Consider the following 21786-nt stretch of genomic DNA (forward strand, 5'->3'; position numbering starts at 1 on the left):
CTGTTCGTCCTCTTCGGAAGGACTCGCATTTCGCGTGGCATCCTTAGACGTTCATTCACCCTGCGGAGGTGCAACGCGTAGACTAGTACGTCTGTTAACTCGACACGGCTAGGTTGCGCCCTGTAATTTGGGTGCGCATCATGAGCCGCTTCGTTCTTTTCACATGCATGGCGTTCGTCACCGCTTTCGTCGCTGTCTCCTGGGCGATGCGTGGCTTTCCCATGACCGTCCCTTCCTCTTCACCGACCGGTGAGTTGAAGGCGACACTCACGGCCTCATTCGGCGACGAGAGCGCCAAGGCGTACGAGCGCAAGGCGTGGGAAGCCAAGCACACCCTGCAAAGTGACAAGGATCCGCAGCTCGATGCGCTGCGCATGGACGCGCTGCAGGCGGGCACCGCCTACACGATGTCGCCGTGTGACAAGACGATGAAGGCGAACCTCATCGCGGCCACGTCGGCTTATGCGCGGGGCTACATGAAGATTTTCGACTGCCCAAATCCGGCGCTGGCAATGTTGTGTAGCGAAGAGAAGCGTGATCGGGCCAACGCCGCATATTCGACGCCCCTTGACGTTCGCGTCAAGGCGCAGCTCGCCGAGGCGTTCGAACAAAAAGGAATCGTCAAGGAGGATTTCCCGGAGGAGATCCGCCTCACGGTGCTCCAGTTTGCCGGGCCCGGCCTGTGGTCCGATCCGTCTCCGGTGTGCCTGCCGCAGCAACGCGGGACGAATGCGAGATGAACCGCGCCTGGTTCATCCTCTGGGCCCTCGTCGTCTATCAGGTCGCCGCATGGGCATTTGCGCCGCAAAAGCCAGCCGAGCCTGCGAGGCCAACCGACGGTCCGGGTTATGGCTCCAACGAAGCGATCTTCGTCCACGGGAGAGCGAGCACGCGCCACGAAGCGACGCTGGCGTTCGAGCGTCCCTATGGCTCGCGCTGCGCAGGTGAGGGGCGGAGGCAGTTCATCAGCTCGGTCAGCGGATATTACACGCGCCGTCAGAACGAGACCGAACGTTATCCCGAGACCTTTGGCAAGCCCGGTGCGGACTACATCGCGAAGCAATGGTCCACCGGCGAAGACAAACGCATCGAGCGATTGACGCAGGAAGCGTATGCGCAGGGTTATCTGCAACCGTCCGACTTTGACGATCTCGCACGCAAGGCGGTTGAAGCAATTGTCAGGAGTGAGCGCGTGACGGTTCGTTCCTGCGCAAGCTGACATCGGGATGTTGCGGCCGTTGATTGCCAACCCGTCATCCTTCGAGGCTCGGCCTCCGATGCCAATGCATCGCAACCCTCACGCCTCAGGATGACGGGTTCGGAAAGCGTCGTTCGCCTCGGCCGTTCCCCATAGACATGGAACCCGATGCGGCGGCTGGTCGCAGTCATCTCGTATTGATTCCGACAGGCGCATCTTTATCTCTGACACGAACAAGAATCCGGGCCCCTCTGGCGAGGACGCCGACGATGTCGGCCAACCTCGTGATGTCGGATGACCTGTCCCGCGCGAATGCGATGGATTGGCCGATCGTCGGGCCCCTAATGTTCTCTCCGACCTCATCGTCCCCATCGCAGCTCCGTGCGGCCATTTCGCAAAGATTGAGGAGCAACGATGACTGACGCCAAGCATTCAAATCCTGTTGAGATCGAGATCGCGGAGCCGTCCAGCCTGAACGAGCAGGCCGCGGCCGCGCTGGTGATTGCCGGCGCGCTCGTCGCCGTGGCCGACCGGCGGGTCTCGCCGGTCGAGCGCGACGAGGTGATCCGGTTCATCAGGGAGCGCGGATTGGCGCCGCATCTCGACGACGAGCGGCTGTCTGCAATGTTCGACGCACTGGCCGAACGGCTGGAGGAGCCGGATTTCGCCAATGTCGTGATTGACACGCTGCGACCGGTCTCGGACATGCCGCTGTCGTCACATATGATGGAACTGTCGGAGCGGGTCGCAGCGGCCGACGAAGACGTCCATCCCCATGAAGTGCAGGCGATCAAATTGTTGCGCTTGCTGACACTGGCGCTGCCGCGCGCCAAGCCGGTCACATCGGGTCAGGGGCGCATCGAACGGCAGTTGGCCACGGAGAAGTAAGCATGAGCGCAGCATCGGACGAGCGCAGCAATGAGGCCGCAGGTCCCGCCAGCGAGATGGCCGGCGGTGACCCGCGCCTCGACAAGCTCGTCGATCGGCTGCCGCCGCGCATGGGTGACACCGTCACCTATCTGCTCAAACCGTCGAACCGCTGGGTCAGAATCCCATCGGGCACGCTGCTCATCGTTGGCGGCGTGCTTTCCTTCCTGCCGATTCTCGGCGTCTGGATGCTGCCGCTCGGTCTCGCGCTGCTTGCCGAGGACGTGCCTGCGCTGCGCTCCTCATGTTCGAAGGTCCTGGATTGGGTCGAGCGGAAGAAGCCGCATTGGCTCGATCCGTCTGCACCGAATGACCGATCATGACTGAATTCATCACGCCCGATGCGCTGACCGCGCTGCTTCAAGTCGTCCTGATCGACCTCGTGCTCGCCGGCGACAACGCCGTCGTCATCGGCCTCGCCGCAGCGGGACTGCCGGCCGAGCAGCGCCGCCGCGCCATCATCGTCGGCATCGCTGCCGCCACGGCACTGCGCATCGTCTTCGCCGGCGTCGCGACCCAGCTGCTGCAGGTCATCGGCCTGCTGCTTGCCGGCGGCGTGCTGCTGCTCTGGGTGTGCTGGAAGATGTGGCGCGAACTGCGCGAGCAGTCGCATGCGAGGCAACTCGCGTTCAGCCGTGGCGCCGGCGCGGATGCTGCGCCGGCGCAGCGAAAGACCTTCGGCCAGGCTGCGGTGCAGATCGTTGCCGCGGACGTCTCGATGTCGCTCGACAACGTGCTCGCGGTCGCGGGCGCCGCGCGCGAGCATCCCTACATCCTCGCCTTCGGCCTGTTGCTGTCGGTCGCGATGATGGGCGTCGCCGCCGATCTGCTCGGCCGCGTGCTCCAGAAGCAACGCTGGATCGCCTATGTCGGCCTCGCCATCATCATCTACGTCGCGTTCGAGATGATCTATCGGGGCTCGCTCGAGCTCGCACCCGTCATCGCGAGTCTCTGACGCGCGCATGCCTGTCTGCAATCCGGAGTGATCAATGACGTCTGAATCCACAGCACCTTCGGCGCCGACCGCGCCGCAGCCACCGATCGGCCTGTTTCCGAAACTGATCTTCGGCTCGCGCTGGCTGCAATTGCCGCTCTATATCGGCCTCATCGTCGCGCAGGCCGTCTATGTGCTGCTGTTCCTGAAGGAGCTCTGGCACCTGGTTGCGCACTCGTTCGACGCCAGCGAGCAGCAGATCATGCTGGTCGTGCTCGGGCTGATCGACGTGGTCATGATCTCGAACCTGCTGGTGATGGTGATCGTCGGCGGCTACGAGACCTTCGTCTCCCGCCTGAACCTGAGCGGGCATCCCGACGAGCCGGAATGGCTCAGTCACGTCAATGCCAGCGTGCTCAAGATCAAGCTCGCGATGGCGATCATCGGCATTTCCTCGATCTCGCTGCTCAGGACCTTCATCGAAGCCGGCAATCTCGGCACCACGCGCAGCAACTTCACCGAGACCGGCGTGATGTGGCAGGTGCTGATCCACCTGACCTTCATCATCTCTGCGATCGGCATCGCCTGGGTCGACCGCCTCAGCGAGAGCGGCCACCGCACGGAGGCCGGCCACGACTGACGAACCTGGCCGCCTGAGACCTCCCGAGCGGCCGATCCTGGGCCCGCCTGATCGTCCGATCCGGCGGGCTCTTTTTCGAGATCGATAAACTTGTCTGCAATCGGTTCAGCGGCGGCAAACCCTGCCGACAAGAAGCCCGACGCCTTAAACCAGGCCTTTGGAACCGATCTGCATCCTGCCTGCAAAAGGGCAGGGCTATGGGCATGTCAGTTCTCAGGGAGGTCGTCGCAGCAGTCGCGGGAGTCTACGCGCTCCTGCTGGTCTGTGACGCATTGTTCGGGGTCGGCGAGGCGCGCTTCGACGACGCCTATTACCACGCCAGCTTCTACGCGCCGCGGCCGAAGGAGTTTCGGTTTGGGACCGACACGCCGCCAGCGGTCCGCGTCAGCGAAGCGTTCGCGCAGTTCTCGGCCGGCGAGGTCAAGCCGAATAAGCGTTATTCGTCGCTGACGACGATCATCCGTTAGGGCCTGGCCTCGCTAATCGGCTGTCCGCCTGACGCCCGGCTTACCGGCAGCATCAGCCGAGGAGCGGATGGCCTCCGAGGTCGCAGATGGGCCCAGTTGCGGACGTCGGCCCGAGCGCCGCAGGAGGTCGGCTATGGGGCCATAAGCGGGCTGACGGCGCCATGCACATGCGTCGCGTAGTCTATTGCTGCGATCTGCTTTCAAGCAGCCGGTCGCGGACCTCCTCCGATATAAAGCGCTCCGCCCGCTGCCATGCCTCGTCGTTGTCGCCGCGGAACTGGAAGTATTTCCTAAACACGATGCGCTGGGATTCTGTATCGATAGCAACAATCTGCGCAAACTGCACCAGCGTGCTCATCTTATGAAAGCCGCCGATGATCAGGATCCGCGCGCCGTCCTGTGACGCCGCGCGCAGCCGATCGCGCAACGTCGGTTCATCGGTCGGACAATTTGAAGAGCAGGAGGACGGCACAAGCTCAAAACGGTGGTCCGCCGTGACATCGTCCCGCAGCGCGGTCATGAAGGCCCGCAATCGCTTTTCATGAACGGCCGTCTGATCGGCGGGCTCGTTCGACGTGTCTCTATATTTGAAATCGTCGACGGAGATAGCCAAGGCGTGGCCGGCGGTCTCGGCGGATGCACCTGAGATGAGGCTGGATCCCAGGAACAGACCGGCTGCGGTAACAGCGTGCAGGACTGAGCTGTGGCGCATGGCGATGACTCGATCTCCTCAGCTAAGCCCATCTTGGAAGATCGATTCTTTCCGTCTCCTGTCGAAGAAATTAATCCTTGGTAACGCTATGCGGCCGCCCATGGCAGCGCAGCGCTATGCTGTTCGGCTCACCTGCCCGGAAGCCGACATTGCGGCTATCCGGGCGAATGGCAGTCACGGCCATAACGGGACCTGCCGAGAGCGCTGAAAACCGGTCGCTTTTGAGGCACCGCTTCTCCGCTGGCAGGACCGTTGCGGTTGGGCCAATGGAAGCTGGGCCGCCATTCCACGAAGCTGTCACTGCAGACTCGTCACGCCTGCGCGACGCAACCCATCTGCGAGGTGCTTCCGGTATTTCGTCTCGAGATACGGGGTAGTGGCATCGAACAGCTGTTGCGGATCCGCCGGCCGGGCGATCAAATCATGCAGTAACGGCCGAGCTTCCTCAATTCGTCCAAGTTGGCCCAGGCTCGCCAGCAGAATTCTGAGACCGAGATAATGGGGGCGCGTGCGGATCGCAAGCTGACCATAATGGCCAGCCTCCTCATAGTTCTCCTGATGATAGTGTGCTAGTCCGACGAAGCTGAAAAAGGCACCCGCCTGGGGATCGTTCGGGTTCAGCCGGAGACAGCGTAGCAGAGCGTCGAGCGCTTCCCTGAAGTGCCCGATATAGACCCGAACTAAACCGAGACTCAAAAAGCCGAGTGCAAAGTTCGGGTTGAGGTCGATCGAACGCTGCGCCTCCGCAAGCGCTTGTGCGTGCATTCGCATTACCAAACTCGTCCAGCACAACGCATAGTGGCAGTAAGGATCGCGGTCATCAAGCGCAACCGAGCGCGCCGCAGCCGCATGAGCCTCAGATGCCTCGTTTGCGATATCCCTGGTCCAGCCGTGCCAAATCCGGCTGTTCAGCGTGCGCGCCAGTGCCATGTGTGCCTGGGCGAGAGCCGGATCAAGGCTGATCGCCTGTCGCAACAAAACGACTGCCTGGTCCTGGTTCGCCGGAGTTATTTGCGAAAAATGCCCCATGGCCCGCATGCAGCAGTCGAATGCATCAAGATTGGTGACGGGCTTGCGAAAGGCTCGTCTGCCTTCGATCAGCAACATCTCGGGCTCGATCGCGCCGACCACGCTCTGGGTGATCTCGTCCTGGATAGCAAATATGTCGGCCATGTCGCGATCGAACCGCTCGGCCCATAGATGGTTTCCGGTTTCCGCCTTGATCAGCTGGCCCGTAATCCGCACGCGCTGACCGGCTCTTCGTACGCTTCCTTCGAGGATGTACCGTACGCCAAGCTCGCGAGCGACCTGCTTCACGTCGACGGCTCGAGCTTTGTAGACGAACGTTGAGTTTCGAGCGATGACGAAGAACCATCGGTGGTGCGACAGGGCGGTAATAATGTCCTCCGTGATGCCGTCCGCAAAATATTCCTGCTCGGGATCTCCACTCATGTTTGAGAACGGGAGCACCGCGATGGAGGGCTTATCCGGCAGCGAGAGGTCACCGCCCAACACGCCGGTAGCTGCCGGATGCTGAAGCCGCCAATCCACGGCGTACACCGAAACCGGCCGACTAATGTTCTTTAACGATCGTTTTCCGAGTGACATGAGTGGAAAATTGAGCTTGCCCTCGATCTGATCGCGCACCACGTCCGAAATGCAGATGCCACCAGGATCGGCAACTCCTTCTAATCGGGCGGCAATATTTACTCCGTCGCCGAACAAATTATCGCCTTCAACTATTAGGTCACCAACATTGACCCCAATGCGAAACTCCATCTTCTTGTCATCGGGAAGGTCGGCGTTGTGGCGGCTAAGAGCGCGCTGAATTGCCACTGCGGCGCGAACTGCCTGGACGGAACTGCTGAACTCCGCAATCACGCTGTCGCCGGCGCCGCCGAAAATCCGTCCAGCATGTTCAGATACCAGCTCAGATATTGCACGACGGCAGGACTCTAAAGTCCTCAACGTGCCTTCCTCATCGGCCGACATTAGGCGGCTGTACCCGGCAACATCGGCTGCCAGGATCGCGGCCAAACGCCTCATGGTCGATGGGGTGTCCATGCCGTCCCGCATCCTTGGTTTGGCGAGTGTACCCGATTTGAGGACGAAGGTAAGAGTAAGCGTGCCCGGCGATCGAGGTCCTTGTATGCCACTGCAGCGCCGCGATTGATGGGGTGTGCACTCCTGCTAAGCGGTAACCCAACCCCGTTAGCCAGCGACATGGCCCCGCAGGGCCATTTCAAACGTCATTTCTATGGTCGAAACGTAGTACGATGTCGTTCGATCTGTCCCTGCTTGCGCTGGTAGCAGTCTCATGAAGTTGTTTTTCGCTCCCGGCTCGTCCTCCCTACTGCCGCACATCGTTCTTCACGAAGCGGCAGTCCCCTTCGAGCCCATCAGGATCGACGAGCACACCAAGGCCATCTCGGGAGGTGGCGATTACAGGACCGTGAACCCTCTAGGCTACGTACCCGCTCTCTTGCTTGACGATGGGACGTTGCTCACGGAAGGAGCTGCGATTGTTCAATACGTGGCCGATCTCGTTCCCGGAAAGAAGCTTGCTCCGCCAAACGGCACGATCGAGCGCGTGAAACTTCAAGCGTGGCTCAATTTCTTCGCAAGCGAGATGCACAAGGGTGGCTTCTCGCCGCTGTTCTATGAGGGCGTGCCCGAGCAAGGCAGAGCTGTATTTCGCGCGCGTCTCAGAGCGCGCTTCACCTATCTCGATGGTCATCTTTCATTGAACGAATATCTGATGGGAGGTGACTATTCGGTGGCAGATGCGCACTTCTTCGTCATATCGAACTGGGCAAGCTGGGTGGATTTCGATCTATCGCCGTACAGCTCGGTACTTGCGCATCGCCAGCGAGTAGGATCTCGCCCTGCCGTTGCTGCTGCTCTGACGGCCGAAGGGCTTGTGCCTTGGCCGGCCAAGCAACCTCATTGAGGCCGCATTCCCTCCGACGTCCGCCTTGGGTCACGAGCAGTAGATCACGCTCAAGGTGGTGACTTCCGCTTTACGGTGGCGAGCCGACATTTATGAGTACACGTCCTGATTCATGCCTACGCCGGCGGGCCGCGACCTCCTGCTTGGCCGCTTGCGCGTCGGCAAAGGCGGCTGCGCGGGAGTCGCACGCCTTTCAGCGTCTGCGTGGAAACCCGAGCCGCTGCCGGGCACGATCTACAAGTCCTTGCGTTGCCCGACGGGCAAAACATGCCAGGGGTGGGACAACCCTCATTGCCAAAAAGCTTGGGCGAGAAAAGCCGCGAGGACGCGAAGGCGTGTCTCACTCCCCCTGGACCCATTCCGCGACGCCGCGCCACAGCGTGTCGCGGTGTTCGAGGCGGAAGAAGCCGAAATGGCCTACTTCCTTGGCGCCGACCTCGGAGGGCTTCACGGTCAACACCTCCGGCTTGATCGTAGTGAAGCCGCTCGCCAGCAACTCGACCGCCGGCCGTGTCGCCCAGGGATCGTCGGAAAAGCACAGCGCGCGCAGCTCGCCCCTGAACTTTGCAAAGTTCTCCAGCGCCGGCAGCTTGGAATCGAAGAGATAGCGGGGGCTCGAGACCCACTCGGCCCATTGCAGGAAGACGCCCTTGGGCAAATCCTCGCCGATTCCGGCCCAGCCCGGCGCATAGCCGAGCGCGTGGGTGAGCGGCACGCCGACAAAATTCATGAAGGCGAAGACGCGGTACTTCTCGGGTGAGGTCATCAGCCGCCAGGTCGCGGCCTGCGAGGCCACGAAGGCCGCGCGCGAGATGTCGGTATTGTTCGCGATCAGCCCGAGCGCCTGACCGCCGAAGGAATGACCGATATAGGCGAGCGGCAGCGTATTGTACCGCTCGCGCATCCAGCGCACCGCGGCGGTGACGTCGAGCGCGGCCCAGTCCGACATCGAGGCCTTGAAGCCGACCAGCGATTTCGGCCGGTTGTAGCCGACCATCGCCGGCAGCCGGGAATCGCCGATGCCGCGGTAGTCGTAAGTGAGCACCGCGCAGCCGCGATGGGCGAGATAGGAGGCAAAGCCGCGATAGATTTTCCGCGGCACGGCGGTCGCCGAGTTGATCAGCACGGCATGGCGCTTGGCGCCCCGCGGCAGGAACAGGGTGCCGGTGAGCCCATACCCGTCGGTCGCCGGGAAGCTGATCTCGTCGATGAAAACGTCGTCCAAAGCTGCGTCCATGGGCAGAAGGTATCCTGCCAGTTTCCTCTAGCTTTCCCAGCAAATGCGAATTTGGCTTTCCCCGCAAGGGTTTGCGATGCAAAACGGATTTACAACTGGCGGGGCGGAGCGAGCCTGTGTATAAGGCGGCCCTCGCAACCCCTAGATCAGGTTGTGCTTTTTGCTTCACGGAGAGATTGCGATGTCCGAGCGGTGGACGCCCGAGTCCTGGCGCAGCAAGCCGGTGCTACAGGTGCCGGACTATCCCGACGCCAAGGCCCTGGCCGACGTCGAGGCGCAGCTTGCGACTTTTCCGCCGCTGGTGTTCGCGGGCGAGGCGCGCAATCTGAAGAAGGCGCTGGGGCGCGTTGCCGCCGGCGAGGCCTTCCTGCTCCAGGGCGGCGACTGCGCCGAGAGCTTTGCCGAGCACGGCGCCAACAACATCCGCGATTTCTTCCGCGTGCTGCTGCAGATGGCGGTGGTGCTGACCTATGCCGGCGCGGTGCCTGTGGTGAAGGTCGGCCGCATCGCCGGGCAGTTCGCCAAGCCGCGGTCGTCGCTGACCGAGAAGGTTGATGGCGTCGAGCTGCCGAGCTATCGCGGCGACATTGTCAACGACATCGCCTTCACCAAGGAAGCGCGCGTCCCCGATCCGCAGCGCCAGCTGATGGCCTATCGCCAATCGGCCGCGACGCTGAACCTGCTCCGTGCGTTCGCGACCGGCGGCTACGCCAATCTCGGCAGCGTGCACCAGTGGATGCTCGGCTTCCTCAAGGATAGCCCGCAGTCGCGCCGCTACAAGGAATTGGCCGACCGCATCTCCGACGCGCTCAATTTCATGCGCGCCTGCGGCCTCGATCTCGAGGCCCATCCCGAGCTGCGCGCTACCGATTTCTACACTAGCCACGAGGCGCTGCTGCTCGGCTACGAGCAGGCCCTGACCCGCGTCGATTCCACCACCGGGGACTGGTACGCGACGAGCGGCCACATGATCTGGATCGGCGACCGCACCCGCCAGCTCGATCACGGCCATATCGAATATTTCCGCGGCATCAAGAATCCGATCGGGCTGAAGTGCGGCCCGTCGCTGAAGCCCGACGAGCTGTTGAAGCTGATCGACGTGCTCAACCCCGACAACGAGCCGGGCCGGTTGACGCTGATCGGCCGCTTCGGCTCCGACAAGGTCGGCGAGCATCTGCCGAACATGATCCGCGCCGTGAAGCGCGAAGGCCGGGCGGTGGTCTGGTCCTGCGATCCCATGCACGGCAACACGATCACCTCGACGTCGGGCTACAAGACGCGGCCCTTCGACCGTATCCTGTCCGAAGTGAAGTCGTTCTTCGCGATCCATGCCGCCGAAGGCACCCATGCCGGCGGCGTGCATCTGGAAATGACGGGCCAGGACGTCACCGAATGCCTCGGCGGCGCCCGCGCGATCACCGACGAGGATCTCAACGACCGCTATCACACGGTCTGCGATCCCCGCCTCAACGCCGAGCAATCCATCGACATGGCTTTCCTGGTCGCAGAACTGCTCAAGCAGGAGCGCGCCGGCAAGGCCCAGCCGATGCCGGTCGCAGCGGGGCTCTAAAACCTTGCTGCGGATCTGGAAGGCCACGATCAATTCCCGTAACGGTCTGGCCTATGCGATTGGATCGGAGCAGGCCGTCCGCGAGGAGATCTTTGCGCTCCTGCTGTCGGTGCCGCTCGCCTGGTTGATCGGCGCGACTGCGATGCGGGCCGTCGAGCTGGTTTGTGCCGTCGCCTTCGTGCTGGTCGTCGAGCTGCTCAACACCGCGATCGAAAAGCTCGCCGACCGCCTGACCATGGACCACGACAAGCAGATCGGCCGGGTCAAGGACATGGGCTCGGCCGCGGTCGGCGTGGCGCTGCTGATGGCTGGTGCGTTCTGGATCTTTGCCGTCGTCGAGCGGTTGGGGTTCCTCTAGCCAACAGGATCGGACAAAGCGGCCATGACCGAACGTCTCAACGCATTCGCGGTCACGCTCGCCCAGCTCAATCCGACCATGGGCGACATCGAGGGCAACGCCGCCAAGGCGCGGGCTGCGCGTGGGCAGGCGATCGCCGACGGCGCCGATCTCGTGCTGTTTCCGGAATTGTTCATCGCCGGCTATCCGCCGGAAGATCTGGTGCAGAAGCCGTCTTTCCAGGCCGCCTGCCGCGCCGCGATCGAAGCTCTGGCGCGCGAGACTGCCGATGGCGGGCCTGCCATGCTGGTTGGCACGCCCTGGGTGGAGGAGGGCAAGCTCTACAATGCCTGCGCGCTGCTCGACGGCGGCCGCATCGCCGCACTTCGCTTCAAGTGCAATCTCCCGAACTACGGCGTGTTCGACGAGAAACGGCTGTTCGCGTGTGGCCCTGCTGCGGGTCCCGTGACTGTGCGCGGCGTGCGCATCGGCGTGCCGATCTGCGAGGACATCTGGCTGGAAGAGTCCGAGGACTACGAGAACGTGGTCGAGACGCTGGCCGAGACCGGCGCCGAGATCATCCTGGTCCCCAACGGCTCGCCTTACGCCCGCGACAAGAACGACGTGCGCCTGTCGGTCGCGGTCGCGCGCGTCACCGAGAGCGGGCTGCCGCTGGTTTATCTCAACCAGGTCGGCGGCCAGGACGAGCTGGTGTTCGACGGCGCGTCCTTCGTACTCAACGGCGATCTCTCACTCGCGGCGCAATTGCCGGCGTTCGAGGAAAGCGTCACCACGCTGCGCTTCACGCGAAACGGTGACGATTGGCGCTGCGCGGGGCCGATCGCGACGCTGCCCGAGGGCGACAAGGCCGATTACGCTGCATGCGTGCTGGGCCTGCGTGACTATGTCGGCAAGAACGGTTTTCCCGGTGTGCTGCTCGGCATCTCCGGCGGCATCGATTCAGCGCTGTGCGCGGCCATTGCGGTCGATGCCCTCGGTGCCGATCAGGTGCATGGCGTGATGCTGCCGTATCGCTACACGGCGGCACACTCGATCGCGGACGCCGGCGAACTCGCCGGCCATTTCGGCATCCGCTACGAGGTCCTGCCGATCGCGGAAGCCGTCAGCGGGTTCGAGACCATCCTCTCGGGCCTGTTCAAGAATCTGCCGCCCGATGTCACCGAGGAGAATCTGCAGGCCCGCACCCGCGGCACGCTCTTGATGGCGATCTCCAACAAGACCGGCCTGATGGTGGTGACGACAGGCAACAAGTCCGAGATGTCGGTCGGCTACGCCACGCTCTATGGCGACATGAACGGCGGCTTCAATCCGATCAAGGATATCTACAAGACGCAGGTGTTTCGCCTGGCGAGCTTGCGCAATTCCTGGAAGGCGGACGGCGCGCTCGGACCTGCCGGAGAGGTGATCCCGCCCGACATCATCACGCGGCCGCCGACCGCGGAGCTGCGCGAGAACCAGCGTGACGAGGATTCGCTGCCGCCTTACGAGGTGCTCGATGCCATTCTGGAGCGCCTTGTCGAACGCGAAGAGCCGCTGGATCAGATCATTGCCGCCGGTTTCGATCGCGAGACCGTCACCCGCATCGATCATCTGCTCAACGTCGCCGAATACAAGCGCCGCCAGGCCGCGCCCGGCGTGAAGGTCACGCCGAGAAATTTCGGCCGCGACCGCCGCTATCCCATCACCAACCGCTTTCGCGACAAGGGTGAGAAACTACAGGCGGCGGATGAGACGCTGGTGTCGCGCGGGAGCAAGGCCTCGATCGACGCGTTCGAGGGGTAGGGGGCTAGCTCGGTCGGTTGGACGAACGCTCTGGCCACATAACGTACTGTCATCATCCGCGAAGGCGGATGATCCAGTACTCCGCGGCGGACATTGTGAACACCAAATTCCCGCCGCGGAGTACTGGATGCCCCGCCTGCGCGGGCATGACAGCTGAGATTGGAGCGGGCGCCTTACGCCTACTTCTGCTGCTGCGGTAGGAAGGTCGGGCCGACCGAACGGATCGGCTTGTTCTCCGACGAGGTCGCAGGGGCTGCATCCGCCGGCGGCGTTGCGGCCGGCGCAGTCGCTGTCGTCGGCGCGGGGGCCGCGCCCTTCTTGGCATTGGCTGGCGCGCCCTTGTTGAGCCGCTGCTGCTGCATCTTCCTGGCGCTCTCCTCGGTGACGATGATGTCGCCCTGCTGCTCGGCCGCCGCCTTGTCGTCGGCAGATTTCAGCGCGTCCGCCCAGGTCTGTCCTGCGGCCTTGCAGGAGCAGGACGGGTTGAACTCGCTGCGGAATTTGAACGCTGTCGGCAGCGCCGTGTAAGGCTGGCCGCCGATCGAGACCGCCGAGTTCATGTCTTCCCCGGGATTGCGATGGCTGTAGAGCACGGCTTCCGCGGCCGGGCAGAGCGCCTTGCAGGTCCTCTCGTCGTCGGGGAAGCGCGCCGGCACCGTCGCAAACGAGATCGGGAAATAGGCGCCGTCGCAGGTGCGCACGCACACGGTGCGGTAGGTGCCGGATTGCGATTGCGGCCCGAGATCGGAGGGCGGCACACCTTGCGGATTGCCCGCATTGTTGCCGCCGAACAGGTTGCTCAGGAAGTTGCCGCCGCCTTGCGACTGCGCGGCGTTGGCGTATTGCGGGCCGCAATTGTTCTGCGCCAGCGCCGCCAGCACCGAGCGGCGCTGGTTGTCGCGCTCCGGATTGAAACCGCCGGCGCCGCCGCCGCGCAGGCGCTCGAGATTGCCGGTGATCTGGTCCAGATTGGCGCGCATCTGCTGGATCTGGGTGTTGACCGGGCCGCATTGTGCCGACTGGCCGTTGAACAGCGAGAAGAAGCCGGAGGAATCGCAGCCCATGCGCTTGGCCTGCATGGTGACGCGGTCGAGCTCGGCCTGCTGGCGGGTCTGGGAATCCTGGTAGCGGCGGATCTGCTCCTCACGCGCGGGATCGCCACCGCCGCCGCGGTCCAGCGCGGCGAGCTGGCCTTCGAGGCGCACGCACATCGGATTCGGCCCAAGGCCGTTCTGGCCCGCTTGCGGCGGCGGTCCGGGCGGACCGGCCTGAGCGAAGGCGCCGGTGGCGAGCACGGCCGTGCTCAGGAGCACGATGCAGGCAAGGAGAAAGCGAGCACGGGAGAGGGACAGGAATTCAGGCATATCCGCCATTCTAGCGAGGTCACGGCCCAATGTGACTTTCCAACGTGACTTTCCAACGTGACTTGGAGGGCCGAAGCGCGCCCTCCCAATAGCCGCTTCCTGCGGCATCGTCACGTCGTTTCAGGGGCCAAAGGACCGGCCTAAGCTGCGCCAGCTCCGAGCAAATTCAGCGCTGGCAGGTGATTGCGACATATTCGTCGCAACGGCCTTGGGAGCAATTTGTGCCGGTTTTGGGGACAGAACCGGTAATTTCGTCGGGATCGACCCGGCGATAGCTCGATGCCTGGGCAAAATCGCGTGACTGGCAATAGGTGCGCGCGGCGGAGGCGCCACATTTGTCGCCTTTGGCCAGACAATGGTCGATGCCGTAGCCGTCCGCCTGGTTGGCGATGATGAAGACGCGGCTCTCGGCGAAGGCGCTGGATGCCGCAACGATGAAGGCGCTGGAAATCAGCGCGGGCAAGAATCGCATGAAAAGGTACCTGGGGCAAAAAGGGGAACTGCCGGTTCCAGAATGGGCTCAAATGGTTAGGGGATCATGAACCATTGTGGCAGGGGAGCGCCTTGCAAGGAGCAAAATGGCGTTTTCGCGGCTCTCTTGACGCAGGGGCGCCTGATGGCCCATATGTTCCGCATGAACGGTCTCCTCGCCATTTGTGCCATTTGCCGCGAGATTACGAGCTAGCGATTCGCTGGCTGGAGCCGTCTTTTCTCAAACACATTGAGAGCCTTGGACGCCCGGCCAACAGCCGACGGGTATCCATATGGAATTGCGCCTTTACGATACGTTGAGCCGGGAAAAGCGCACCTTTGTGCCGCTCGATCCGAACAACGTCCGCATGTATGTCTGCGGACCGACCGTCTATGACTTCGCCCATATCGGCAATGCGCGGCCGGTGATCGTGTTCGACGTGCTGTTTCGGTTGCTGCGCCATCTGTATGGCGAGGCGCATGTCAAATATGTCCGCAACATCACCGACGTCGACGACAAGATCAACGACCGTGCCGCACGCGATTTCCCCGGCCTGCCGCTGAACGAGGCGATCCGGAAGGTCACCGAAGAGACCGGCAGGCAGTTTCATGCCGACGTCGATGCACTCGGCGCATTGCGGCCGAGCGTCGAGCCGCGTGCGACCGAGCACATCGCCGAGATGCGCGAGATCATCGAACGACTGGTCAAGGGCGGCTTCGCCTATGTCGCGGAGGATCACGTGCTGTTCTCGCCGCAGGCGATGAACGCGGCCAACTCCTCGCTGCCGCGCTACGGCGCATTGTCCAATCGCTCGCTCGACGAGATGGTCGCTGGTGCCCGCGTCGATATCGCGCCCTACAAGAAAGGCAACACCGACTTCGTGCTGTGGAAGCCGTCCAAGCCGGGCGAGCCGTCATGGCCGTCGCCGGCCGGCATCACGGCCGAGGGGCGTCCGGGCTGGCACATCGAGTGCTCGGCCATGGCCTGGAAGCATCTCGGCGAGCACTTTGACATCCATGGTGGCGGCATCGATCTCGTGTTCCCGCATCACGAGAACGAGGTCGCACAGAGCTGTTGCGCCTTCCACCGAGAGCGCATGGCGAATTATTGGATGCACAACGGCTTCCTGCAGGTCGAGAGTGAGAAGATGTCGAAGAGCCTCGGCAACTTCATCACGATCCACGAGCTGCTCAAGGACTGGCCGGGCGAGGTGCTGCGCCTGAACATGCTCAAGACGCATTACCGTTCGCCGATCGACTGGACCATGAAGTCGCTCGAGGAGAGCGCCAAGACGCTCGACGACTGGTATCGCGTCGCGGCGGACGTCGAACCCGGCAAGCCGGCTGCGTCCGTTGTCGAGCCGCTGCTCGACGATCTCAACACGTCGCTGGCGATCGCGGCGCTGCACAGCCTGCGTGGCAGCGATGTGCACGCCCTGGCGGGGTCATTGCGGCTGCTCGGCTTCCTGTCCGAGAGCGCTGCGCAATGGGAAGGCCGCAAGCAACAGGCGAGCGGCGTCGATGCCAATGAGGTCGAGCGCCTGATCGCGGAGCGCACGGCGGCGCGCAGCCGCAAGGACTTTGGGGAATCCGACCGCATTCGTGATGTGCTCGTCGCGATGGGCGTTGCGATCAAGGATTCCAAGGAAGGAACGACGTGGGAGGTCGTACGATGAAGCGCCCCGACACGCCGTTCCCGCGGCACTGGCTCTATTACATCGCGCTGAAGATCGCGCTGCTCGTGGGCGCCGTGCTGCTGGTGCTCAAGCTCTATGGGATGTGGTGAGGACGATGGGACAGACTTTGCCAAAGCCCGGCTTGCGGCCGTTCCTGCCTGATGATGTGCCCCTGCTCGCCGCGATCTTCACCGCCAGCATCGAGGAGCTGACCGGCGAGGATTATAGCGAAGCGCAGCAGCAGGCCTGGATGGAGGTCGCGGAAGGCGAAGAGTTCGGCAAGCACCTCGCCTCCGACCTGACGCTGATCGCGACGATCGAAGGCTCGCCGGTCGGCTTTGCTTCGTTGCGCGGCAACGACCATATCCGCATGCTCTATGTGCATCCAGCCGTAGCCAAGCAGGGCATCGCCACCATGCTGGTCGATGCGCTGGAGAAGCTTGCCGCCGGCCGCGGCGCGCAAAGTCTCATCGTCGATGCCAGCGATACCGCGCAGGGCTTTTTCGCCAAGCGCGGCTACACGGCCCAGCAGCGCAACAGCGTCACCGTCAACGACGAATGGCTCGCCAATACCACGATGAAGAAGATGCTCGGAGCGGGGCAATGAGCAAAGAGCGCCTTTATCTGTTCGACACCACGCTGCGCGACGGCGCGCAGACCAATGGCGTCGATTTCACGCTGGCCGACAAGCAGGTCATCGCCGCGATGCTCGACGATCTCGGCATCGACTATGTCGAGGGCGGCTATCCCGGCGCCAATCCGCTCGACAACGAATTTTTTGCGACCAAGCCGAAGCTTGCCCATGCGCGCTTCACCGCGTTCGGCATGACGCGACGGGCCGGGCGCTCGGTCTCGAACGACCCCGGGGTGGCTGGGCTGTTGGAGGCAAAGGCAGATGCGATCTGCTTCGTGGCGAAAGCTTCGGCCTATCAGGTGCGCGTCGCGCTGGAGACGACGAAGGAGGAGAACCTTGCTTCGATCCGCGACAGCATCGCGGCCGCCAAGGCCGCCGGTCGTGAGGTCATGCTCGACTGCGAGCATTTCTTCGACGGCTACAAGGAAGATGCGAGCTTCGCGCTCGCCTGCGCCAAAGCCGCCTTCGATGCCGGCGCGCGCTGGGTGGTGCTGTGCGACACCAATGGCGGCACCATGCCTGACGAGGTCGAGGCCATCGTCACCGAGGTGACGAAGCACATCCCCGGCGATCATGTCGGCATCCACGCCCATAACGACACCGAGCAGGCGGTCGCCAATTCGCTTGCCGCGGTGCGCGCCGGCGCGCGGCAGATCCAGGGCACGCTGAACGGCCTTGGCGAGCGCTGCGGCAACGCCAATCTGTGCTCGCTGATCCCGACGCTGAAATTGAAGAAGGGTTTTGCCGACGCCTTCGAGATCGGCGTCACGACGGAGAAGCTGGCGACGCTCGTCAAGGTCTCGCGTACGCTCGACGACATGCTCAACCGCGTGCCGAACCGGCATGCTCCTTACGTCGGCGAGAGCGCCTTCGTCACCAAGACCGGCATTCATGCCTCCGCGGTGTTGAAGGACCCGCAGACCTACGAGCACGTGTTGCCGGAAACGGTGGGCAATCACCGCAAGGTTCTGGTCTCGGATCAGGCCGGACGGTCCAACGTCATCGCCGAGCTCGACCGGGCCGGCATCGCTTACGAGAAGAGCGATCCGAAGCTGACGCGCCTGGTCGAGGAGCTGAAGGAGCGCGAGGCTGCCGGCTACGCCTATGAGTCCGCCAACGCGTCCTTCGAGCTGCTTGCGCGTCGCACGCTCGGCAAGGTGCCGCATTATTTCGAGGTCGAGCAGTTCGACGTCAACGTCGAGCAGCGCTACAACGCGCTCGGCGAGCGCGTCACCGTGGCGCTGGCGGTGGTGAAGGTCGACGTCGCCGGCGAGCACCTGATCTCGGCCGCCGAAGGCAATGGTCCCGTCAACGCGCTCGACGTTGCCATGCGCAAGGACCTCGGCAAGTACCAGAAATACATCGAGGGATTGAAGCTGATCGACTACCGGGTGCGTATCCTCAACGGCGGCACCGGCGCGGTCACGCGCGTGCTGATCGAGAGCGAGGACGAGAACGGCGACAGCTGGACCACGGTTGGAGTTTCCCCGAACATCATCGACGCCTCGTTCCAGGCGCTGATGGATTCGGTGATCTACAAGCTCGTGAAGTCGGGCGCGCCGGCGTAGGATGATGACTTAGGGAACGGCGGCGCCACAAACGCCGTCATTGCGAGCGAAACGAAGCAATCCAGAATCCCTCCGCAGGGACAGTCTGGATTGCTTCGTCGCAAGGGCTCCTCGCAATGACGTGGGGAGAGAGGAGGGGCCTAACCAATGATCGACCACATTTCCGTCGGCGTCAGCGATCTCGAGCGCGCCGCGAGATTCTACGAGGCCACGCTCGCAGCTCTCGGCCTTGCGCGCCTCGTCGCGCGGCCGCGGACGGTCGGCTTCGGCAAGGCCTATCCCGAGTTCTGGATCAATCTGCGCGAGAACATGCCGCCTGTAGCCCGGGAAAGCGGCGTGCACATCTGCCTGCGGGCGAAGACGACGGGCGAGGTCGACGCGTTTCATGCCGCAGCTCTCGCGGCGGGCGGGGCTTCGGACGGCCCGCCCGGCATCCGCCCGCACGATCGCGTGCGCTATTACGCAGCCTTCGTCACCGATCCCGACGGCAATCGGATCGAGGCGGTGACGTTCCCGAGCGCGTAGACTTTCAGAGCTTGCGCGCCACTTCCGGCGCGAGCTTCTTCTCGGCCTCGGCGATCTGGGCCGAGGCGGCTTTCAGCCTCGGCAGAATGTCCTCGACGCGATCGGCCTTGAGGATGTCGACCGAAAGGCCGGCGCGGATGAACTCGGTCTGGCGCATATGCGACAGCAGCGAGAACAGTGGCTCCCAGAAATTGTCGATGTTGGCAAGCAGCACCGGCTTGGCGTGACGGCCGAGCTGTTTCCATGTCAACTGCTCGACCAGCTCTTCCAGCGTGCCGACCCCGCCCGGCAGCGCCACGAAAGCGTCGGAGCGTTCGAACATCAAACGCTTGCGCTCGTGCATGTCGGGAGTGACGATCATCTCCTGCACACGCGTCAGCGCGTTCTCGCGCAGCCGCAGGAAGTCCGGGATGATGCCGGTGACGGTGCCGCCGTGATCGAGCACGGAGGTCGCGACCGCGCCCATCAGGCCGAGCGAGCCGCCGCCGTAGACGAGACGGATGTCGTTCTCGGCGAGCGCCTTGCCGAACGCCTTGGCGCCTTCGGTGAAGCGGGGATTGGTTCCGGGGCCGGAGCCGCAATAGACACAGACGGTTTTGATCGTGCTCATTGGTGCCATGATGCATTGCAGCGAAGATGCGTCAAGCCCAATCGCTGATTCGGATCACCCGGAAATCTACCGGTAAATGGCGACAAACGATCGAAGATTCGCCATCTGGCGGGGTGCGCTGGCATCGGGAAGGCTCTATATGACAGGCGAAAATCGTTAATCGCAACGCTGCTCGCATCCGGCGGGCTTTCAGGCTCTTGATGGACCAACCTCAATCGTTGAACGGCGCCGACGTTCCTGATCCGCCCGTCGCGGGCCCGCTGGAGCGGGCCACGCTGATGGGCACGCTGGCGCATCTGTGGCCCTATATCTGGCCGGGCGATCGCGTCGACCTGAAGATGCGGGTGGTCTGGTCGATGGTGCTGCTGCTCGCGGCCAAGTTGATTACGCTGGCGGTGCCGTTCAGCTTCAAATGGGCGACGGACGCGCTCACCGGCGCCAACACCGCGCCAATACAGGCCGATAACTGGCATCTCTGGGTGATCGCCTCGCCCTTGCTGCTGACCGCAAGCTATGGCGTGACGCGCATCCTGATGGCGGTGCTGACGCAATGGCGCGACGGCCTGTTTGCACGCGTGGCCATGCATGCGGTGCGCAAGCTCGCCACCATCACCTTCATCCACATGCACGAGCTGTCGCTGCGCTTCCACCTCGAGCGCAAGACCGGCGGCCTGACGCGCGTGCTGGAGCGCGGCCGCGAGGGCATCGAAGTCATCGTGCGCATGGTGATCCTGCAGCTGATCCCGACCATCGTCGAGGTTTCGCTGCTTCTCGCCGTGCTGCTCTGGCAGTTCGACTGGCGCTACGTCGTGGCGACGTTGATCACCGTCGCGATCTACATGTACTACACCTACATCGCGACCGAGTGGCGGATCGGCATTCGTCGCAAGATGAACGATTCCGACACCGAGGCGAACACCAAGGCGATCGACTCGCTGCTCAACTACGAAACCGTGAAATATTTCAGCGCCGAGGCCCGCGAGGCGCAGCGCTACGACAAGTCCGTCGCGCGCTACGAGGAATCGAGCGTCCAGGCCTATACGTCGCTCGCGGTGCTCAACACCGGCCAGGCGGTGATCTTCACGCTGGGCCTGACCGCGACCATGCTGATGTGCGCGATCGGCGTGCGCAACGGCACCAACACGGTCGGCGATTTCGTGCTGGTCAACGCAATGATGATCCAGCTCTACCAGCCCCTGAACTTCATGGGCATGGTCTATCGCGAGATCAAGCAGGCGATCATCGACATCGAGAAGATGTTCGGCGTGCTCGGCCGCGAGGCCGAGATCAAGGACGCACCCGATGCCAGGCCGCTGGTCATCTCTGCCGGCACCGTCCGCTTCGAGGACGTGCGCTTTGCCTATGAGCCGACGCGCCCGATCCTCAAGGGCATCAGCTTCGAGGTGCCGGCCGGCAAGACCGTCGCCATCGTCGGCCCGTCGGGCGCAGGTAAGTCGACCATCTCGCGCCTTCTGTTCCGGCTCTATGACGTCTCCGGCGGCAAGATCCTGATCGACGGCCAGGACATCCGTGCGGTGACGCAGGATTCGCTTCGCGCCTCGATCGGCATGGTGCCCCAGGACACCGTGCTGTTCAACGACACCATCCGCTACAACATCCGCTACGGGCGCTGGGACGCCGATGATGCCGAGGTCGAGCAGGCGGCGCAGCTGGCGCAGATCGATCATTTCATCCGCCTGGCGCCGAAGGGCTACGAGACCCAGGTCGGCGAGCGCGGGCTCAAATTGTCCGGCGGCGAGAAACAGCGCGTCGCGATCGCGCGCACTGTCTTGAAGGCGCCGCCGATCCTGGTGCTGGACGAGGCAACCTCGGCGCTCGACACCCATACCGAGCACGAGATCCAGGGTGCGCTCGACCGCGTGGCGAAGAACCGCACCTCGCTGGTGATCGCCCACCGGCTCTCGACCATCGTTGGGGCCGACGAGATCATCGTGCTGGATCAGGGCCGCATCGCCGAACGCGGGACCCACGCCAAGCTGCTCGCGCATGGCGGTCTCTATGCCAGCATGTGGAACAGGCAGCGCGAGGCCGAGGCTGCACGCGAGAAGCTGGCCAAGATGGCCGATACCGGCGAGGCCCCCAACCGGGAGCCGCCGCCGGTCGACGACGCCCTGACGGCGCCTGCGGCGGCGGAGTGACCTT

At 63.4% G+C, this 21786-nt stretch carries 22 protein-coding genes; 16 read left to right on the forward strand and 6 right to left on the reverse strand.

The window, feature by feature from the left end; genetic code table 11:
- Nucleotides 1-140 precede the first annotated feature (140 nt).
- The 7 genes from UNPA324_RS14605 to UNPA324_RS14635 all read left to right on the forward strand — a co-directional run bounded on the left by UNPA324_RS14605 (nucleotide 141) and on the right by UNPA324_RS14635 (nucleotide 4166).
- Nucleotides 141-740, forward strand: a complete 600-nt coding sequence (locus tag UNPA324_RS14605; protein ID WP_245471859.1) for a hypothetical protein — start codon at nucleotides 141-143, stop codon at nucleotides 738-740.
- Nucleotides 737-1219, forward strand: a complete 483-nt coding sequence (locus UNPA324_RS14610) for a hypothetical protein (protein WP_141934968.1) — start codon at nucleotides 737-739, stop codon at nucleotides 1217-1219. The genes UNPA324_RS14605 and UNPA324_RS14610 overlap by 4 nt, the downstream gene beginning before the upstream one ends.
- A gap of 393 nt (nucleotides 1220-1612) precedes the next feature.
- A complete protein-coding gene (locus UNPA324_RS14615) occupies nucleotides 1613-2086 on the forward strand; it encodes a TerB family tellurite resistance protein (protein WP_128922458.1) in 474 nt (157 codons plus the stop codon).
- Between the two features lie 2 nt (nucleotides 2087-2088).
- Complete coding sequence (locus UNPA324_RS14620) at nucleotides 2089-2448, forward strand: hypothetical protein (RefSeq protein WP_141934969.1); 360 nt, start codon at nucleotides 2089-2091, stop codon at nucleotides 2446-2448.
- Complete coding sequence (locus UNPA324_RS14625; protein ID WP_128922456.1) at nucleotides 2445-3080, forward strand: TerC family protein; 636 nt, start codon at nucleotides 2445-2447, stop codon at nucleotides 3078-3080. The genes UNPA324_RS14620 and UNPA324_RS14625 overlap by 4 nt, the downstream gene beginning before the upstream one ends.
- 34 nt (nucleotides 3081-3114) lie before the next feature.
- Complete coding sequence (locus UNPA324_RS14630; RefSeq protein ID WP_128922455.1) at nucleotides 3115-3699, forward strand: TIGR00645 family protein; 585 nt, start codon at nucleotides 3115-3117, stop codon at nucleotides 3697-3699.
- A gap of 203 nt (nucleotides 3700-3902) precedes the next feature.
- On the forward strand, nucleotides 3903-4166 hold the full coding sequence (locus UNPA324_RS14635; RefSeq protein WP_141934970.1) for a hypothetical protein: 264 nt from the start codon (nucleotides 3903-3905) through the stop codon (nucleotides 4164-4166).
- A 181-nt stretch (nucleotides 4167-4347) separates the two neighbouring features.
- Here UNPA324_RS14635 and UNPA324_RS14640 read toward each other — a convergent pair whose 3' ends face one another.
- Nucleotides 4348-4878: a DUF2380 domain-containing protein gene (locus UNPA324_RS14640; RefSeq protein ID WP_128922453.1), complete on the reverse strand. Its 531-nt coding sequence runs from the start codon at nucleotides 4876-4878 to the stop codon at nucleotides 4348-4350.
- Nucleotides 4879-5175: 297 nt separating this feature from the next.
- Nucleotides 5176-6942: an adenylate/guanylate cyclase domain-containing protein gene (locus tag UNPA324_RS14645; protein ID WP_246667169.1), complete on the reverse strand. Its 1767-nt coding sequence runs from the start codon at nucleotides 6940-6942 to the stop codon at nucleotides 5176-5178.
- A gap of 253 nt (nucleotides 6943-7195) precedes the next feature.
- Between UNPA324_RS14645 and gstA the strand changes: the two genes are divergently transcribed.
- A complete protein-coding gene (gene gstA / locus UNPA324_RS14650) occupies nucleotides 7196-7828 on the forward strand; it encodes a glutathione transferase GstA (protein ID WP_128922452.1) in 633 nt (210 codons plus the stop codon).
- Nucleotides 7829-8168: 340 nt separating this feature from the next.
- Here the strand turns inward: gstA and UNPA324_RS14655 are convergent, their stop codons facing one another.
- Nucleotides 8169-9065, reverse strand: coding sequence for an alpha/beta hydrolase family protein (locus tag UNPA324_RS14655; RefSeq protein ID WP_141934971.1), 897 nt, complete (start codon nucleotides 9063-9065; stop codon nucleotides 8169-8171).
- Between the two features lie 181 nt (nucleotides 9066-9246).
- On the opposite strand from UNPA324_RS14655, the gene UNPA324_RS14660 reads away from it, so the two are divergent.
- The 3 genes from UNPA324_RS14660 to UNPA324_RS14670 are packed head-to-tail and all read left to right on the forward strand — an operon-like array spanning nucleotide 9247 to nucleotide 12775.
- Nucleotides 9247-10635 (forward strand): class II 3-deoxy-7-phosphoheptulonate synthase, encoded by a 1389-nt coding sequence (locus UNPA324_RS14660; RefSeq protein ID WP_141934972.1) that lies wholly within the window; start codon nucleotides 9247-9249, stop codon nucleotides 10633-10635.
- 4 nt (nucleotides 10636-10639) lie between these two features.
- On the forward strand, nucleotides 10640-10993 hold the full coding sequence (locus UNPA324_RS14665) for a diacylglycerol kinase (protein ID WP_128922449.1): 354 nt from the start codon (nucleotides 10640-10642) through the stop codon (nucleotides 10991-10993).
- A 24-nt stretch (nucleotides 10994-11017) separates the two neighbouring features.
- On the forward strand, nucleotides 11018-12775 hold the full coding sequence (locus UNPA324_RS14670) for an NAD+ synthase (protein WP_141934973.1): 1758 nt from the start codon (nucleotides 11018-11020) through the stop codon (nucleotides 12773-12775).
- Between the two features lie 179 nt (nucleotides 12776-12954).
- On the opposite strand, the gene UNPA324_RS14675 is transcribed toward UNPA324_RS14670, so the two are convergent.
- Together UNPA324_RS14675 and UNPA324_RS14680 are read right to left on the reverse strand one after the other, a co-directional pair.
- A complete protein-coding gene (locus tag UNPA324_RS14675; protein WP_128922447.1) occupies nucleotides 12955-14148 on the reverse strand; it encodes a DUF2865 domain-containing protein in 1194 nt (397 codons plus the stop codon).
- 157 nt (nucleotides 14149-14305) lie between these two features.
- Entirely contained in the window at nucleotides 14306-14611 is a 306-nt protein-coding gene (locus tag UNPA324_RS14680) for a hypothetical protein (protein ID WP_128922446.1), read from the reverse strand.
- Between the two features lie 292 nt (nucleotides 14612-14903).
- Between UNPA324_RS14680 and cysS the strand changes: the two genes are divergently transcribed.
- The 4 genes from cysS (at nucleotide 14904) to UNPA324_RS14700 (ending at nucleotide 19013) form a co-directional block, all read left to right on the forward strand.
- Nucleotides 14904-16286: a cysteine--tRNA ligase gene (gene cysS, locus UNPA324_RS14685; protein WP_141934974.1), complete on the forward strand. Its 1383-nt coding sequence runs from the start codon at nucleotides 14904-14906 to the stop codon at nucleotides 16284-16286.
- Nucleotides 16287-16401: 115 nt separating this feature from the next.
- Nucleotides 16402-16893, forward strand: a complete 492-nt coding sequence (locus tag UNPA324_RS14690) for a GNAT family N-acetyltransferase (protein ID WP_164936634.1) — start codon at nucleotides 16402-16404, stop codon at nucleotides 16891-16893.
- On the forward strand, nucleotides 16890-18488 hold the full coding sequence (cimA, locus tag UNPA324_RS14695; protein WP_141934975.1) for a citramalate synthase: 1599 nt from the start codon (nucleotides 16890-16892) through the stop codon (nucleotides 18486-18488). The genes UNPA324_RS14690 and cimA overlap by 4 nt, the downstream gene beginning before the upstream one ends.
- Nucleotides 18489-18635: 147 nt before the next feature.
- Nucleotides 18636-19013 (forward strand): VOC family protein, encoded by a 378-nt coding sequence (locus UNPA324_RS14700; protein ID WP_128922442.1) that lies wholly within the window; start codon nucleotides 18636-18638, stop codon nucleotides 19011-19013.
- 4 nt (nucleotides 19014-19017) lie between these two features.
- Here UNPA324_RS14700 and UNPA324_RS14705 read toward each other — a convergent pair whose 3' ends face one another.
- Nucleotides 19018-19623 carry an LOG family protein gene (locus UNPA324_RS14705; protein ID WP_181769400.1) on the reverse strand — a complete coding sequence of 202 codons (606 nt, stop codon included), beginning with the start codon at nucleotides 19621-19623 and terminating at the stop codon, nucleotides 19018-19020.
- Nucleotides 19624-19823: 200 nt separating this feature from the next.
- Here UNPA324_RS14705 and UNPA324_RS14710 point away from each other — a divergent pair, with 200 nt between their 5' ends.
- Nucleotides 19824-21782 (forward strand): ABCB family ABC transporter ATP-binding protein/permease, encoded by a 1959-nt coding sequence (locus tag UNPA324_RS14710; RefSeq protein WP_128922440.1) that lies wholly within the window; start codon nucleotides 19824-19826, stop codon nucleotides 21780-21782.
- The last annotated feature ends 4 nt before the right edge of the window (nucleotides 21783-21786 follow it).

It is taken from the genome of Bradyrhizobium sp. UNPA324 (genome assembly GCF_006658635.1).
In the GTDB taxonomy this organism is placed as follows: Bacteria; Pseudomonadota; Alphaproteobacteria; order Rhizobiales; family Xanthobacteraceae; genus Bradyrhizobium; species Bradyrhizobium nanningense.